General features: G+C 36.1%; 15 protein-coding genes. 9 read left to right on the top strand and 6 right to left on the bottom strand.

Features of this window, described 5'->3' with window-relative positions; translation table 11 throughout:
* Positions 1-61: 61 nt before the first annotated feature.
* The 6 genes from CDOMF_RS08515 to CDOMF_RS08490 all read left to right on the top strand — a co-directional run bounded on the left by CDOMF_RS08515 (position 62) and on the right by CDOMF_RS08490 (position 5,320).
* Entirely contained in the window at positions 62-1,090 is a 1,029-nt protein-coding gene (locus CDOMF_RS08515) for an NADH:flavin oxidoreductase/NADH oxidase (protein ID WP_260951558.1), read from the top strand.
* A 169-nt stretch (positions 1,091-1,259) separates the two neighbouring features.
* The gene (locus CDOMF_RS08510) at positions 1,260-1,487 is read left to right on the top strand and encodes a FeoA family protein (protein ID WP_169972862.1); all 228 of its coding nucleotides are present in this window, start codon (positions 1,260-1,262) and stop codon (positions 1,485-1,487) included.
* Positions 1,478-3,961 (top strand): ferrous iron transport protein B, encoded by a 2,484-nt coding sequence (gene feoB, locus CDOMF_RS08505; RefSeq protein ID WP_260951556.1) that lies wholly within the window; start codon positions 1,478-1,480, stop codon positions 3,959-3,961. The genes CDOMF_RS08510 and feoB overlap by 10 nt, the downstream gene beginning before the upstream one ends.
* A 23-nt stretch (positions 3,962-3,984) precedes the next feature.
* Positions 3,985-4,293 carry a hypothetical protein gene (locus CDOMF_RS08500; protein ID WP_260951555.1) on the top strand — a complete coding sequence of 103 codons (309 nt, stop codon included), beginning with the start codon at positions 3,985-3,987 and terminating at the stop codon, positions 4,291-4,293.
* Between the two features lie 20 nt (positions 4,294-4,313).
* Positions 4,314-5,135, top strand: coding sequence for a DUF4198 domain-containing protein (locus tag CDOMF_RS08495; protein WP_169972868.1), 822 nt, complete (start codon positions 4,314-4,316; stop codon positions 5,133-5,135).
* Positions 5,136-5,182: 47 nt separating this feature from the next.
* Positions 5,183-5,320, top strand: a complete 138-nt coding sequence (locus tag CDOMF_RS08490) for a FeoB-associated Cys-rich membrane protein (RefSeq protein WP_169972870.1) — start codon at positions 5,183-5,185, stop codon at positions 5,318-5,320.
* 37 nt (positions 5,321-5,357) lie between these two features.
* Here CDOMF_RS08490 and CDOMF_RS08485 read toward each other — a convergent pair whose 3' ends face one another.
* From CDOMF_RS08485 to prfB, 6 genes are all read right to left on the bottom strand, one after another.
* Positions 5,358-6,164: an energy transducer TonB gene (locus CDOMF_RS08485; RefSeq protein ID WP_260951554.1), complete on the bottom strand. Its 807-nt coding sequence runs from the start codon at positions 6,162-6,164 to the stop codon at positions 5,358-5,360.
* Positions 6,130-6,510, bottom strand: coding sequence for a TonB system transport protein ExbD (gene exbD, locus CDOMF_RS08480; protein WP_170000736.1), 381 nt, complete (start codon positions 6,508-6,510; stop codon positions 6,130-6,132). Before exbD ends, CDOMF_RS08485 begins: the two co-directional genes overlap by 35 nt.
* Positions 6,497-6,925, bottom strand: a complete 429-nt coding sequence (gene exbB / locus CDOMF_RS08475) for a TonB-system energizer ExbB (RefSeq protein WP_260951552.1) — start codon at positions 6,923-6,925, stop codon at positions 6,497-6,499. The genes exbD and exbB overlap by 14 nt, the downstream gene beginning before the upstream one ends.
* 575 nt (positions 6,926-7,500) lie before the next feature.
* The gene (locus CDOMF_RS08470; protein ID WP_260951551.1) at positions 7,501-8,118 is read right to left on the bottom strand and encodes a tetratricopeptide repeat protein; all 618 of its coding nucleotides are present in this window, start codon (positions 8,116-8,118) and stop codon (positions 7,501-7,503) included.
* Positions 8,119-8,144: 26 nt separating this feature from the next.
* Positions 8,145-8,462 carry a type II secretion system protein gene (locus tag CDOMF_RS08465; protein ID WP_170000733.1) on the bottom strand — a complete coding sequence of 106 codons (318 nt, stop codon included), beginning with the start codon at positions 8,460-8,462 and terminating at the stop codon, positions 8,145-8,147.
* A 20-nt stretch (positions 8,463-8,482) separates the two neighbouring features.
* On the bottom strand, positions 8,483-9,583 hold the full coding sequence (prfB, locus tag CDOMF_RS08460; protein ID WP_260953165.1) for a peptide chain release factor 2: 1,101 nt from the start codon (positions 9,581-9,583) through the stop codon (positions 8,483-8,485).
* Positions 9,584-9,701: 118 nt separating this feature from the next.
* On the opposite strand from prfB, the gene panC reads away from it, so the two are divergent.
* Genes panC through tilS form a run of 3 tightly spaced genes read left to right on the top strand, consistent with a single transcriptional unit; the run spans position 9,702 to position 12,812 of the window.
* On the top strand, positions 9,702-10,523 hold the full coding sequence (gene panC, locus CDOMF_RS08455; protein ID WP_170019292.1) for a pantoate--beta-alanine ligase: 822 nt from the start codon (positions 9,702-9,704) through the stop codon (positions 10,521-10,523).
* A 1-nt stretch (position 10,524) separates the two neighbouring features.
* On the top strand, positions 10,525-11,826 hold the full coding sequence (rimO, locus tag CDOMF_RS08450; RefSeq protein ID WP_260951550.1) for a 30S ribosomal protein S12 methylthiotransferase RimO: 1,302 nt from the start codon (positions 10,525-10,527) through the stop codon (positions 11,824-11,826).
* Positions 11,826-12,812: a tRNA lysidine(34) synthetase TilS gene (tilS, locus tag CDOMF_RS08445; RefSeq protein WP_260953164.1), complete on the top strand. Its 987-nt coding sequence runs from the start codon at positions 11,826-11,828 to the stop codon at positions 12,810-12,812. The genes rimO and tilS overlap by 1 nt, the downstream gene beginning before the upstream one ends.

Here is a 12,812-nt window from a genome sequence, read left to right as displayed (position 1 = left end):
AATTTAATGAGCCCTAAACAATAAATTTAGGGCCTCATCTCTTGATATTTGAGGATATGGTATGTCAAAACTTTTTACTCCATTTAAAATAGGCGATATAGAGATAAAAAATCGTATAGTTATGCCACCTATGTGCATGTATAAGGTTAAAGGCGATAATGGCTTGCCAAGGTGCTTTCATAAGCTTCATTATGCCGCTCGTTCGCTCGGAGGAGTTGGGCTTATCATAGTAGAGGCTACCGCGGTTGAGCCACGAGGTAGGATAACTCATAGCGATCTTGGTCTTTGGAGCGATGAGCAAATAGAAGGGCATGCAAATCTTGTAAAAGATTGTGCAAAATACGGAGCCAAAATGGCTATACAACTAGCTCATGCCGGACGCAAAAGCACATGCGATAGCCAAAGCATAGCACCAAGCGCTATTAAATTCAGTGATGATTATAAAACCCCAAAAGAGATGAGCATAGATGACATAAAAGATCTTAAACAAAATTTTAAAAATGCTGCCATTAGAGCTCAAAAGGCAGGATACGAGATCATAGAAATTCATGCTGCACACGGGTATTTGATAAGCGAATTTTTATCTCCATCGATTAATAATAGAAGTGATCAATATGGAGGAAGCTTTGAAAATCGTACGAGATTGTTACGTGAAATTTTAACAGATGTTAAAAATGTCGTAAATATCCCGGTAGGAGTTAGGATAAGTGCCGATAGCTGGCTAAATAAAGATTGGAAGCTGGACGATAGCGTGAAGCTATCTTGTGAGCTTGAAAATTTAGGTGCAGCATATATTCATGTATCGTCTGGAGGATTTTTTGACACAAAAGAGCTTGATAATATGCCTAAATTTTTGCCTCTTTATCAGGCAGATTACGCAAAAGCCATAAAAGAATCGGTAAAAATCCCTGTTATTGCAGTTGGTATGATAACTACGGCAAGCCAAGGTGAAGCGCTACTTATGGGTAATGTTTGCGATGCAGTCGCTTATGGGAGAGAGCTTATTAGAAATCCAAATTTTGCTCAGCTTGCTATGAGTGAATTAGGACGAGAGGATCTAATAGAAAAACCATATCAAAGAGCATTTTAACGATACAAGCACTATTTAGAATTTAAAACTATCACTAAGACGCTATTTTAGTCATTTATTATTCAATAAAAATTTGTATTACAAGTTTCAATATGTATTATCGTTTTTAATTTAATTAAAGCATTTTAAGAATATAATATCGAGACTGGTTATTGATAAAGGAATTAAAATGCATCTTGGTCTTATAGAGTCTGGAAATTCGTGTAAGATAAAGGCCCTTCATGCCAAAGATAAGCTTTTGCAAAAGCTTTTAGATATGGGTTTTGTGGTAGGAGCTCAGATAGAAGTTATCAGAGAGGCGCCACTTTATGATCCTTTGGAGTTAAGAATACATAACTATCTAGTATCTCTTAGAAAGAGTGAAGCTGAGCTTATAGAGGTAGAGCCATGGAAATAAAAGTAGCCTTGGCCGGTCAGCCAAACTGTGGCAAATCCACTATTTTTAATATGATAAGCGGTATACATCAGCATATCGCAAATTACCCGGGTGTTACTGTAGATAAGAAATCCGGCTTTTTTAGCGTAGGCGATATAGATATCGAGATGATAGATCTACCCGGAACTTACTCTTTTAGCTCATACTCTCTTGAGGAGAAGGTTGCAAAGGAGGCTATTATAAATGAAAATCCGGATCTTATTTTAAATATAGTAGATGCTTCAAATTTAAAAAGAAATTTATACCTTACTTTTCAACTGCTTGAAATAGGCGTACCTGTCGTAATTATATTAAATATGTGCGACGTTGCTAGACGTAGAGGCATTACTATAGACTCGGAAAAAATGAGTGAAATTTTAAGATGTCCGGTAATTTGTGCAAGTGCTGCCAAAAATGAGGGTAAGGTCGAAATTTTAGACATATTAAAAAAGACCGATGAGATAAAAAAGAACTATGAAGAGTTTAAAATAAACTATGATGAACTTGAAATTTATATCTCAGAGATCGAAAAGACGATAAAAGTAAATAATGAGTTGTCTATTAGCAAAAGATGGCTTGCCCTAAAAGCTCTTGAGAAAGATCAGGCTATTGTAAATTTACTAAAAGCCGACAATGACAATATAGATGAAATAGTTTCAGCACAAACAGATAAATTTCATGATACTTTTGATAGAGATGTAGAGAGCTTTTTAGCATCTTTTAGATATGAAAATGCCGATGTTATATTTCATAAATGCGCTCAAGAGACAAGAAGGGGCGAGCTGACATTTACCGATAAAATTGATAAATTTGTCCTAAATAGATGGCTTAGCTTTCCTATTTTACTGGCTGTTATAGTGATTATTTATCAAAGCAGTATCGTTTTTGGTTATAAGCTTACCAACTACACTTGGCCAGTTTTTGCAGCGATAAAGAATTTCATCTCGGATATAACTCCAGCTGCCGATATATCGCAGATTCCTATGATAACAGATATGGCTATGTGGCTTACTAATTCGACTATTGCGCTTTTAAACTACCTTCCGATATTCTTTATTCTCTTTGCTATGATCGCTATATTAGAAGACGTTGGGTATATGCCTAGAATGGCCTTTATACTTGATAAGGTTTTTAGAAAATTCGGCCTTCACGGGCAAAGCACCCTGCCTCTTGTCTTGGGAGGAGCCTTTGTAGGTGGATGTGCCGTGCCTGGCGTAATGTCAACTAAGGGAATTTCAGATGATAGGGCCAGAATGGCTACTATACTTACCGTTCCTCTTATGAACTGTCTTGCCAAAGTGCCGTTTTATACTCTTTTACTTGGAGCTTTTTTTCCAAAAGATATGAGCATAATGCTTTTTTATATCTCTACGGTAACGGTTCTAGCAGCTTTAATAATAGCTAAATTTTTAACTTCAACAGTATTAAAAAGCCGTGAAACAGCACCTTTCGTTATGGAGCTTCCGCCTTATCATATGCCTACATTTAAAGGCGTTATCATAAGATCTTTTGAGAGAGTTTGGATATATATCAAAAAAGTTTGTACCATAGTAATTGCAGTTGCTGTTATATTATTCGCGCTGCTTCAGTTTCCGGGGCTATCAACCGAAAAACAAGAGCATTATAATCAAGAAGAGACTAAAGCTCTTGCAAAATTTGATAGAGCCGTAAAAAAATCAACCTACTATGACAAAGTAGATACCAGAGAAGAAGTTGCCGAACTTTTAAATCTATATGATGGATATAGGGCTAAAAAGATGGGTGGAAGCAAGGATGTTGATGAGAAATATCAGGCCAAAAATCCTGATATGTATAAATTTTTAGTTCCAAAAGCTGACGCTGAGGCCAAAAAGATAAATTCAGCCCTCAGAAAGCTCTCAACCGATAGAAATAGAATCCTTAGAGAGCAGAAGAATGATAAGATAGAAAGCTCTTTGCTTGGTATGGCCGGACGCGCTCTTGAGCCTATATCTCAATTTGCCGGATTTGACTGGAAGATAAACGTGGCATTCTTGAGCTCTTTTGCAGCTAGAGAATCAGCCGTCGCCACTCTTGGAAGCATATATGAGTCAGGCAAAGAGAGTGGTGAGGCTGCAAATGCGGATGAAAATTTAAGACCTGAAGAGAGAATGGCTAAAAACAGCGGATATACCCCGCTTCACGCCGCCTCTATTATTATATTTATGTTGCTTACTCCGCCTTGTATAGCTACAATGATAGTTGTTAAGATGCAGACTAATAGCTGGGTATGGATGTGCTTTGGAATGTTCTTTCCGTTCGTGCTTGCGTTAATTGTCTCATCGATATTCTTTAGTATCTCTCTTGCTGCCAGTATTAGTGGTTTAGCTGCGATGAGTTGGTACTACTTTATATTGTTGGCTATAGTTGTGATATTATGGTTTGTTCCTGAAAAGAGAATAAACTGGAGTGGCGGTATAAAAGGTAATAAAATTTAATAAATCTAAATAAAGGAGAAAAAATGAAAAAAATTATGTTTTCATCTGTTTTAGTTGCTCTTATGAGCTCATCTGCTTTCGCTCATACTGCGCTTATGAGTTGCTTTGACAATGGTGACGGAACTGTTACATGCGAAGGTGGCTTTAGCGATGGTTCAAGTGCAAGCGGCGTTCAATTTAGCGTCATTCAAAATGGTAAAGTAGTGATAGAGGGCAAATTTGATAAAGAGAGCACATATACATTTAAAAAACCGGAAGGTGAGTATAAGGCTAAATTCTTTGCCGGTGAAGGTCACGAAGTTGTCGTTAATTCAAAAGATATAGCTCAATAATTTTATTTTAAGGAGATTTAATGTTTAAAAAAGTTGTTATTTCATCAGTTGTTGCAGGTTTTTTAGCTAGTTCGGCATTCGCTCACTTTCAAATGCTTTATACTCCTGAGTCAGCTTTAGAAAAGCCGGCTACAATTCCTTTAAAGCTTGTTTTCACACACCCTTTTGCGGATGAGCATACTATGGATATGGGTCTTCAATTTGATAAGAGTAGAGAGGGTATAGTTGACTTTTTCGTGCTTCACAAAGAGAAAAAGACAGAGCTAAAAGGTAAGCTTAAAGAGATGAAATTTAAGGGTAGTCACAATGAGGGTATAGGCTATGAGATGGACTATCAGGCAAGAAGTATGGGAGATTATGTTTTTGCACTAACTCCAGCTCCATACTATGAAGCTAACGAAGAGTCATACATCCAGCAAATTACAAAGATGGTTTTAAACGTAGCGGGCGCACCTACTGATTGGGATGCAGAGCTTGGTCTTAAGGCTGAGATTGTTCCTTTAATGAAACCATACTCGATCTGGGCGGGAAGTACATTTACGGGTATCGTAAAATCAGAGGGCAAACCTGTTCCATTTGCCGAGATAGAGGTGGAGTATCTAAACCACGATGTTGATGTAAAGAAAAATATGACAAGCAAAAAAGGTAAAGTGGAGGCTCCTCAAGATAGCTTTGTAACGCTTACTATTAAAGCTAATGAGAGAGGCGAATTTACATTCGGTATTCCAAAGTCAGGTTGGTGGGGATTTGCAGCTCTTGGAGTCGGACCTGATAAAGAGTATAAAGGCAAAGAGTTGAGCCAAGATGCTGTTATTTGGGTTCAAGCTAAAGATATGAAGTAATTTTTTAGGCGAAGCACTGCTTCGCCTAAATTTTAAAAAGGATACTTATGAGCGGACTTGAAATGGTGTTTCTTATCGTCATAGCTATCGGTGCAGGATACTTTGTCTATGTCAAAGAATTTAAGCAAAGAGATTGCGGATGTGGCGAAGGTAAGAGTTGCCATAAAAAAAGAAAAATTGAATAGTCTTTAGTGTTTTTAGACCCTAAAATCGGGTCTATTTTTAAATTAGTTTATAAGACATTGGAATTTTGATTATATAGTCTTTATCAAGCATAGGAAAGTCCTTAAAGGCTCGTCTTATAGTCTCAATAGCCGCTTCATCCAAACTATCATATCCTGAGCTTTTTATAATTTTTATATCATCCACACTTCCGTTTGTTTTAAATAAAAAACTGATTTCGACTACTCCTTGATGCTTCATTTTAACAGCTCTTTTGGGGTATTTTTGATGTTTCTTTATGGCTGCTTGCATCTTTGAAAATCTCTCATCTCCTGCGGAGCTTGCGAAGTTAAATTCTCCTACGATAGGAGCAATAAAACTGCTTATAGGTGCAGCTGTAACGGAACCTATCTTTTCAGCTTTGATTGGAATTGTCGGCTGGATGACTGGCTGCGGCGGAGCAGGAGTTGGATCTAAAACAGGCTCGGTTTTAACTACGGATTTTTGTTTTTTTGGTTTTGGTTTTGGTTTTTCGATAGGCTTAGGCTCTATCTTCGGTTCCGGCTTTGGCTCGGGTAGAATTACAGGCTCAACAATAGGCTCTACCACGGGTTCAGGAACTACAACGGGCTCTGGCGGAAGAGGAGTTGGAGGTGCTGCAATAGGCTCTGGTGCTGGTGGAAGAGGTGGCGGCGGAGTAAAAGTATTTAGATTTATTTTTGTCATATTTTCTTTACTGGATAAAACTGTCTGGCTTGGAAAATTTATAAAAGCGGTGATAATAATAGCATGAAATAGTGCTGAGCCTACAAATCCACCCAAATTTGATTTGCTACTCGGTGAGAGTTGTAATGGCAAAATTCTCATGTTTTTTCTCTTTTAGTATATCTACTACTTTTACAAACATCTCAAATTTACTCTCTTTATCGCTTTTTAACTGGACTAGAGTTCTTGAATCTATTTGGTTTAGACGATCTTTTAATGCATCTTGCGAAGTCTTTATATCGTCTATGAAAAATTCATTATCTTTGTTTATGATAATGGTTACTTTTCTATTTTCATCATTTTGTTCGGCACTTTCGCTACTTGGTAGATTTATTGGAATATTTCCTTGAGCAATAAAAGTAGATACGCTAAGTACTATGGCAAGGAGTACTAGCATAATATCGATTAGAGGAATTACGTTTAACCCCTCTTTTTTAGGCATGTTCATATTTTGCCTTATATCTATTTATAAGAACATCAACTTTTCTCATAAACGCATTATATATCATAAGTGTAGGTATGGCCACAAGAAGTCCTAGCGCTGTAGCCTTTAAAGCTAAAGATAGACCCACCATAATGCTTTTAGTGTCTATTCCGCCACTCATGCCCATATCATAAAATGTGATCATAATACCTGCAACAGTCCCTAAAAGCCCTACATAAGGAGCGTTTGAATAGATGATATAAAGTAGGGTTAGGTTGTTTGTAAGGCTCTCTTCTAGTTCATCTTTATTCTTATACATTTCAAATTTAACATTTGCATAAAATATCAGTCTTTCTATTGTAAACCAAACGACTAAAAAACTCATAAAGCCTAGAATGCCAATTATGATATAGTCAACGTTCCCTTTTAGAAATTCCATCTATTTCCTTTAAATTTTTTGTTATGATTATATCAATTACGATACTTGTTGTCAATAATTTTACATATCGGTTTAGATGCCATGATCTATGTTATAGCTATTGTAAAATTAATTAATCAAAAAATATTTTTATATGTATTTAATATATAAAATTTTACTATTTGATGCTTTTTGATAAAAGTCTAAATGCAACCACGGATGGATCAAAAAGTAAAAATAAAAAGCACTTTTCATCACAATGCTAATATATTTATTAATACTTATTTGATAGAAGCTATTGAAGTGCAAGTGGGCCCCAGATCGGTATAAGTGGATTTGAAGTCCTTGTGGGAGAGTGTGGCTTTTAAAACAGTTAATGCCAATGTTCTGCTTGGAGATAGTTAAAATATATGCGCTAAGTTAAAGCTTGGCTATATAAGCAATAATAAATACACTTCACACATAAAGAAGCGACAAATATACAGAGTATACAGCTACTATAGATTGCAAACCTAGCAGAATTTTCAAAATCAATCTATCTTAATAAGCTCTAAATAATTAAAAGAGGTTGCTTAAAGCAGCCTCTTTATAGTAAATTAATATCCCCTGATTCTTTTTACGTTATCGCAAGCAGAAGCATCTCCGCTATAGCAAGACGACTTGTAAATTTGCAAGGCTCTATATTCATCCTTTTTGACGCCAAGACCTAGCTCGTAAAGTCCGCCTGTATTTGTGCAAGATGCTATATCTCCCATAGCGCAGCCTCTTGAATATGCCTCAAAGGCGTTTTGATAGTCAGGCTCCTTTGCGTCTATACCAAGTCTATAAAATTCGCCCAAATAATAGCAAGAGTCGGCACCGTTGTTCATGCAAGAATTTCTATGAATTTCTATGCCTTTTTTCATATCTTTTTGTAGCCCTATTTGATCGCCGTACATATATATATTTGCTAAATTTGTGCAGGATTTTTGATGACCCATTTTGCAATTTTTTTCATAAATCTTAAATGCAGTTTGGTGATTTTGTAGATTTTGATAACTTATTGCTAAATCGTTGCAAGCAGATAAATTTCCCGCTTCGCATTTTGGTTTTAATATCTGTATAGCCTTGTGATTAAAGTCCGCATCCGCATTTATATTATTTGCTGTAGATGTATTACTCGCCGCGCAACCAGCCATTAGTATAACTACTAAAAAAAATAATAAATTTCTCATATCCACTCCTGGTCTATCTTGTAAATTTAAAGTACTTTACCAAGGATGTAGTGAGTTGTATCATTTACTTTTCTAAGAGAAAATTTATGTTTGTTGGCCCAGTTTTGTATTATTTGTTCCACTTCTGCCTTTATACCTTCGGCGGTCGCTATGTTTTTTATCTTAAAATAGTCCTCGCTTCCGCTCATGGCGACAAAGCATCTATGCGGTTTTAGGTGATCGTTTAAAGTTATAATACTTTCAGGCTCGACTCCGTTTGAGTTATTTAAAACTCTTTTGATTTGAGCCAGAGTTACCTCGTTTGCCTCGTAATTTAACTGATTTAAAAGTGCAACTAAATCCATTTTATTCCTTTCTGATTTTATTATATTATACTTTTTTGACTTATTAAAACGCCTTCAATTAGCTTTTTTATATCACCGTCTAGTATCGCATCTGTTTGTGAATAAGCTAAATTTGAGCGGTTATCCTTTACTTGCTGATACGGAAAAAGCACGTAAGAGCGTATCTGATGACCCCAGCCTATCTCGCTTTTTTCGATGTTTGCACTTGCTTCTTGCTGTTTCATAAGCTCAAGCTCGTAAAGCCTTGATTTTAGCATTTTCATCGCGGTTGCTTTGTTTTTATGCTGGCTTCTATCATTTTGACACTGCACGACTATACCTGTAGGATAGTGCGTGATCCTTATAGCACTTTCAGTCTTATTTACGTGCTGACCGCCCGCACCGCTTGCTCTATATGTATCTATCTTTATGTCTTTTTCGTCGATCTCTATCTCGATATCATCGTCAAGCTCGGGACTTACCATTACGCTTGTAAAGCTCGTGTGTCTGCGTCCCGCACTATCAAACGGGCTAGTTCGCACAAGGCGGTGGATACCGTTTTCTGCTTTTAGGTAGCCGTAGGCATTTTCGCCTTTTACGATGAAGCTTACATCTTTAAGCCCTGCCTCATCGCCCTCTTGAAAGTCAAGCGTCTCAACCTTAAAGCCCTCTCTCTCGCAAAATCTCAAATACATCCTATAAAGCATGCTCGCCCAGTCGTTACTCTCAGTTCCTCCTGCGCCAGGATGAATAGTAACGATAGCGTTTTTGTTGTCATCTTCGCCGCTAAGTAGCATGGAAATTTCTAAATTTACTATCTTTTCTTCAAGTGCGTCCGCGTCTTCATAGAGTGAATTTAGGGTCTCTTCGTCGTTTTCTGTGTTTGCCAGATCGTAAAGATCTTTTGTATCATTCAGTGCATTTCTGGCATCTTTAAATTTATTTAAAATATTTGTTATTTTTGTTTTTTCTTTTCCGATTTGTCCGGCTAATGCTATGTTTTGCCAGAAGCTAGGATCGTTTTCAAGTTCGCTTATTTCGTTTAATCTTCTTTCTATCTCGTCAGGTTTTATTATAAGCGCGATATTATTTACCTTTGTATCAAGGCTCTTTAAAAGTTCGGTGTACTCGTAGTTATCCAAATTTATCTCCAAATTCATTATTTCTATTATGATTATAGCATAATTGAATAAAGTCAGGTTCGAGTAAAGATAAAATTGATATAATTTGCGACTTTAATATAAAAAAAGAGAAATCAAAATGCAGATAATTAGAACAGCTAGCGAGCTTAAAAATTTTATAGATAGTGTTAGTGGAGAGATAGGCTTCGTGCCTACTATGGGTGCTTTGCATGATGGGCATGTAAGCTTGATAAAAAGATGCGCAAGCGAAAATGATATAGCTATAGTCTCAACCTTTGTTAATCCTACTCAATTTTTACCAAACGAGGATTTGGACAAGTATCCTAAAAACGAAGTTAGAGATATTGAAATTTGTAAGAGCTGCGGCGTGGCGGCCATTTTTATACCAAGCACGGATGAGATATACTTTGAGAGTGAACCGTGTATAGCCGCACCTAAAAATTTGGCTTCTATTTTAGAGGGCAAAACTCGCCCGGGGCATTTTGACGGTGTGCTTAGAGTTTTAATGAAGTTGTTTAATCTAACTAAGGCAAAACGAGCTTATTTTGGTAAAAAAGATGCCCAGCAACTAACTATTGTGCAAAATATGGTTAAAACTATGTTTTTAAATTTAGAGATAATTCCTTGCGAAATAGTAAGAGAAAAGGATGGACTGGCTCTATCTTCAAGAAATTCTTATTTAAATGAATCCGAAAAGCTTGAAGCTTTAAGACTTTCTAAAGCTATCATGAAAGCTTCAAATTTGATAAAACAAAATGAATTTAGCGCGAGCAAGATTAAAGATGAGATGTTTGAGATTTTAAAGCCTTTAAAAGTTGATTATGTGGCCATTGTGGATAGAAATTTCAATGAAATTTCAAAGATTGAACCAAAAAATAGCATAATTTTAGTTGCAGCCTACGTGGGTAAAGCGCGTTTAATTGATAATTTATGGGTATAAAATGAGCAAACTTCATCTAATTTCACTTGGCTGTAATAAAAATTTAGTTGATTCTGAAATCATGCTTGGGCGTCTTCAAAATTATGAAATCACCGATGATGTAGCTGTTGCCGATGTGATAATTATAAATACCTGTGGATTTATAGACTCTGCTAAGCAAGAGAGCATACGCTCTATCCTTGAGGTTCATGACGCACGAAAGAAGGACTCTTTGCTAGTAGTTACGGGCTGTTTGATGCAAAGGTATAAAGATGAGCTTATGAAAGAGCTTCCGGAGGTGGATCTGTTTACAGGCGTTGGAGACTATGATAAGATCGATGAAATCATACTGAAAAAGCAAAATTTATTTAGCCCAAGAGCTTATTTGCAGGCAAATGAAGAGAGGGTCATAACCGGATCAAACTATCATGCCTATATTAAAATTTCAGAAGGCTGTAATCAAAAATGCAGCTTTTGCGCAATTCCTACATTTAAGGGCAAACTAAAGTCGCGCTCGATTGAAAACATAGTAGATGAGGTTAAAAAGCTTGTCAAAAAAGGATATTTTGATTTCAGCTTTTTATCTCAGGATTCAAGCTCCTTTATGAGAGATCATGCTAAAAGCGATGGACTTATAGAGCTTGTTGATGCGGTTGAGAGGATTGATGGCGTAAGGAGTGCTAGAATCTTATATCTATATCCTAGCACGACTTCAAATGAGTTAATAAGGCGTATAATAGATTCTAAAGTTTTTCAAAACTACTTTGATATGCCTATACAACATATCAGTGATAAAATGCTTAAGATTATGCGAAGAGGAAGCGGAGCTAAGCGTATTAAAGAGCTTTTAACTATGATGAGAGAGGCTGAGAATTCATTTCTTAGAACCGGTGTCATTGTGGGGCATCCGGGCGAAGGCGAGGAAGAATTTAACGAGCTTTGCGAGTTTTTAAGCGAGTTTAAATTTGACCGTATTTCAGCTTTTGCCTACTCAAGAGAGGAGGATACCTTATCATACGAGATGGATCAACTTCCTACAAAGACTATAGAAAAACGCCTTTCAAAAATGGAAAAGATAACTAAAAAAATTGTAAACGATAGCTTTGCTAATGAGCTTGGAAAAAAATTCGAGGTTGTTATAGAAGGAGTTAGTAGCGAAGGAAAGATGTTTTACGGGGCTAAAAAACTTCTTTGGGATAAGGATATTGACGGAGAAATTTTGATAAACGAGAGTGAGTTTGAAACTCTTGAAACCGGTAAAATTTACGATTGCGAGATAACACAAGTAATCAAAGATAAGGTGCTTGGAAGAGTGATAGGGTGATGATAAACGAGGCTTTGACAGATATTTTAAAGAAAGGTAAAAATCTGCTTGCGTTTTCGCATGGAGTAGATTCTACGGCTCTTTTTTATATCTTAAACGAGCGAGAAATAGACTTTGACATAGCAATAGTTAATTATAATACAAGAGAGCAGAGCAAAGAGGAGATCGCAAGCGCAAGAGGGCTAGCTAGTAAGTTTAATAAAAGAATTTTTGAACTTAGCGTGAGCCTTGAAAGCTCAAATTTTGAGTGCAGGGCAAGAGAGGCAAGATATGATTTTTTTACTAAAATTTGCTCTGAATTTGGCTATGCAAATTTAATTTTGGCTCATCAGCTTGATGATAAATTCGAATGGTTTTTGATGCAACTTGGCAAAGGTGCCGGTCTAAACGAACTTCTTGGAATGAGAGAATTTGAAAAAAGAGAGAAATTTAATATCGTAAGACCTCTTTTGAATATAAGAAAAAAAGAGCTTTTAAACTTTTTAAATGAGCGTAAATTAAAATATTTTTTAGATCATAGTAACGAAGAGATGAGGTTTAAAAGAAATTTGATAAGAGCTAAATTTAGCGAGCCTTTTTTAGATCTATTTAAAAGTGGTGTAGCTAAAAGTTTTGAGTTTTTAGAAAATGATATGGATAGCCTAAAGCCTGAAATTTTAAATCCAAAAGATAGATTATACCTGGTTAAAAATGATAAAAACGCCATTAGGGGAATTGATAAGGCATGTAAGCTTTTAGGTGTAGTAATGAGCGAGGCCCAACGAAGAGAGTGTCAAAGATGCTTATTAAATCAAACGGATTGTGCTATTAGTGCAAAAGTTGCTGTAGGGTATTTTCCAAAATTTATTTTTATAACTCCGTTTGTAAAAGCTGCTATGGATAAAAAATTTAAAGAGGCTTGTAGGGTATTTAAAGTGCCTAAAATAAATCGTCCTTATCTACATCAAATTGGTTTTGAAATAGAAAATTTGAGAGAATTTTTATAA

Source organism: Campylobacter sp. RM16187 (assembly GCF_025319965.1).
In the GTDB taxonomy this organism is placed as follows: domain Bacteria; phylum Campylobacterota; class Campylobacteria; order Campylobacterales; family Campylobacteraceae; genus Campylobacter_A.
The sequence above is the reverse complement of the archived record's forward strand: the minus strand, read 5'-3'. Positions and strand labels throughout refer to the sequence as shown.

Coding starts and splice junctions, on each gene's coding strand:
- exbD (WP_170000736.1), bottom strand. CDS start 6,510: ATGAACATGCCTAAAAAAGAGGGGTTAAACGTAATTCCTCTAATCGAT.
- panC (WP_170019292.1), top strand. CDS start 9,702: ATGCAGATAATTAGAACAGCTAGCGAGCTTAAAAATTTTATAGATAGT.
- CDOMF_RS08470 (WP_260951551.1), bottom strand. CDS start 8,118: ATGAGAAATTTATTATTTTTTTTAGTAGTTATACTAATGGCTGGTTGC.
- feoB (WP_260951556.1), top strand. CDS start 1,478: ATGGAAATAAAAGTAGCCTTGGCCGGTCAGCCAAACTGTGGCAAATCC.
- rimO (WP_260951550.1), top strand. CDS start 10,525: ATGAGCAAACTTCATCTAATTTCACTTGGCTGTAATAAAAATTTAGTT.
- CDOMF_RS08515 (WP_260951558.1), top strand. CDS start 62: ATGTCAAAACTTTTTACTCCATTTAAAATAGGCGATATAGAGATAAAA.
- CDOMF_RS08490 (WP_169972870.1), top strand. CDS start 5,183: ATGAGCGGACTTGAAATGGTGTTTCTTATCGTCATAGCTATCGGTGCA.
- CDOMF_RS08500 (WP_260951555.1), top strand. CDS start 3,985: ATGAAAAAAATTATGTTTTCATCTGTTTTAGTTGCTCTTATGAGCTCA.
- CDOMF_RS08465 (WP_170000733.1), bottom strand. CDS start 8,462: ATGGATTTAGTTGCACTTTTAAATCAGTTAAATTACGAGGCAAACGAG.
- exbB (WP_260951552.1), bottom strand. CDS start 6,925: ATGGAATTTCTAAAAGGGAACGTTGACTATATCATAATTGGCATTCTA.
- CDOMF_RS08510 (WP_169972862.1), top strand. CDS start 1,260: ATGCATCTTGGTCTTATAGAGTCTGGAAATTCGTGTAAGATAAAGGCC.
- CDOMF_RS08495 (WP_169972868.1), top strand. CDS start 4,314: ATGTTTAAAAAAGTTGTTATTTCATCAGTTGTTGCAGGTTTTTTAGCT.
- tilS (WP_260953164.1), top strand. CDS start 11,826: ATGATAAACGAGGCTTTGACAGATATTTTAAAGAAAGGTAAAAATCTG.
- CDOMF_RS08485 (WP_260951554.1), bottom strand. CDS start 6,164: ATGAGAATTTTGCCATTACAACTCTCACCGAGTAGCAAATCAAATTTG.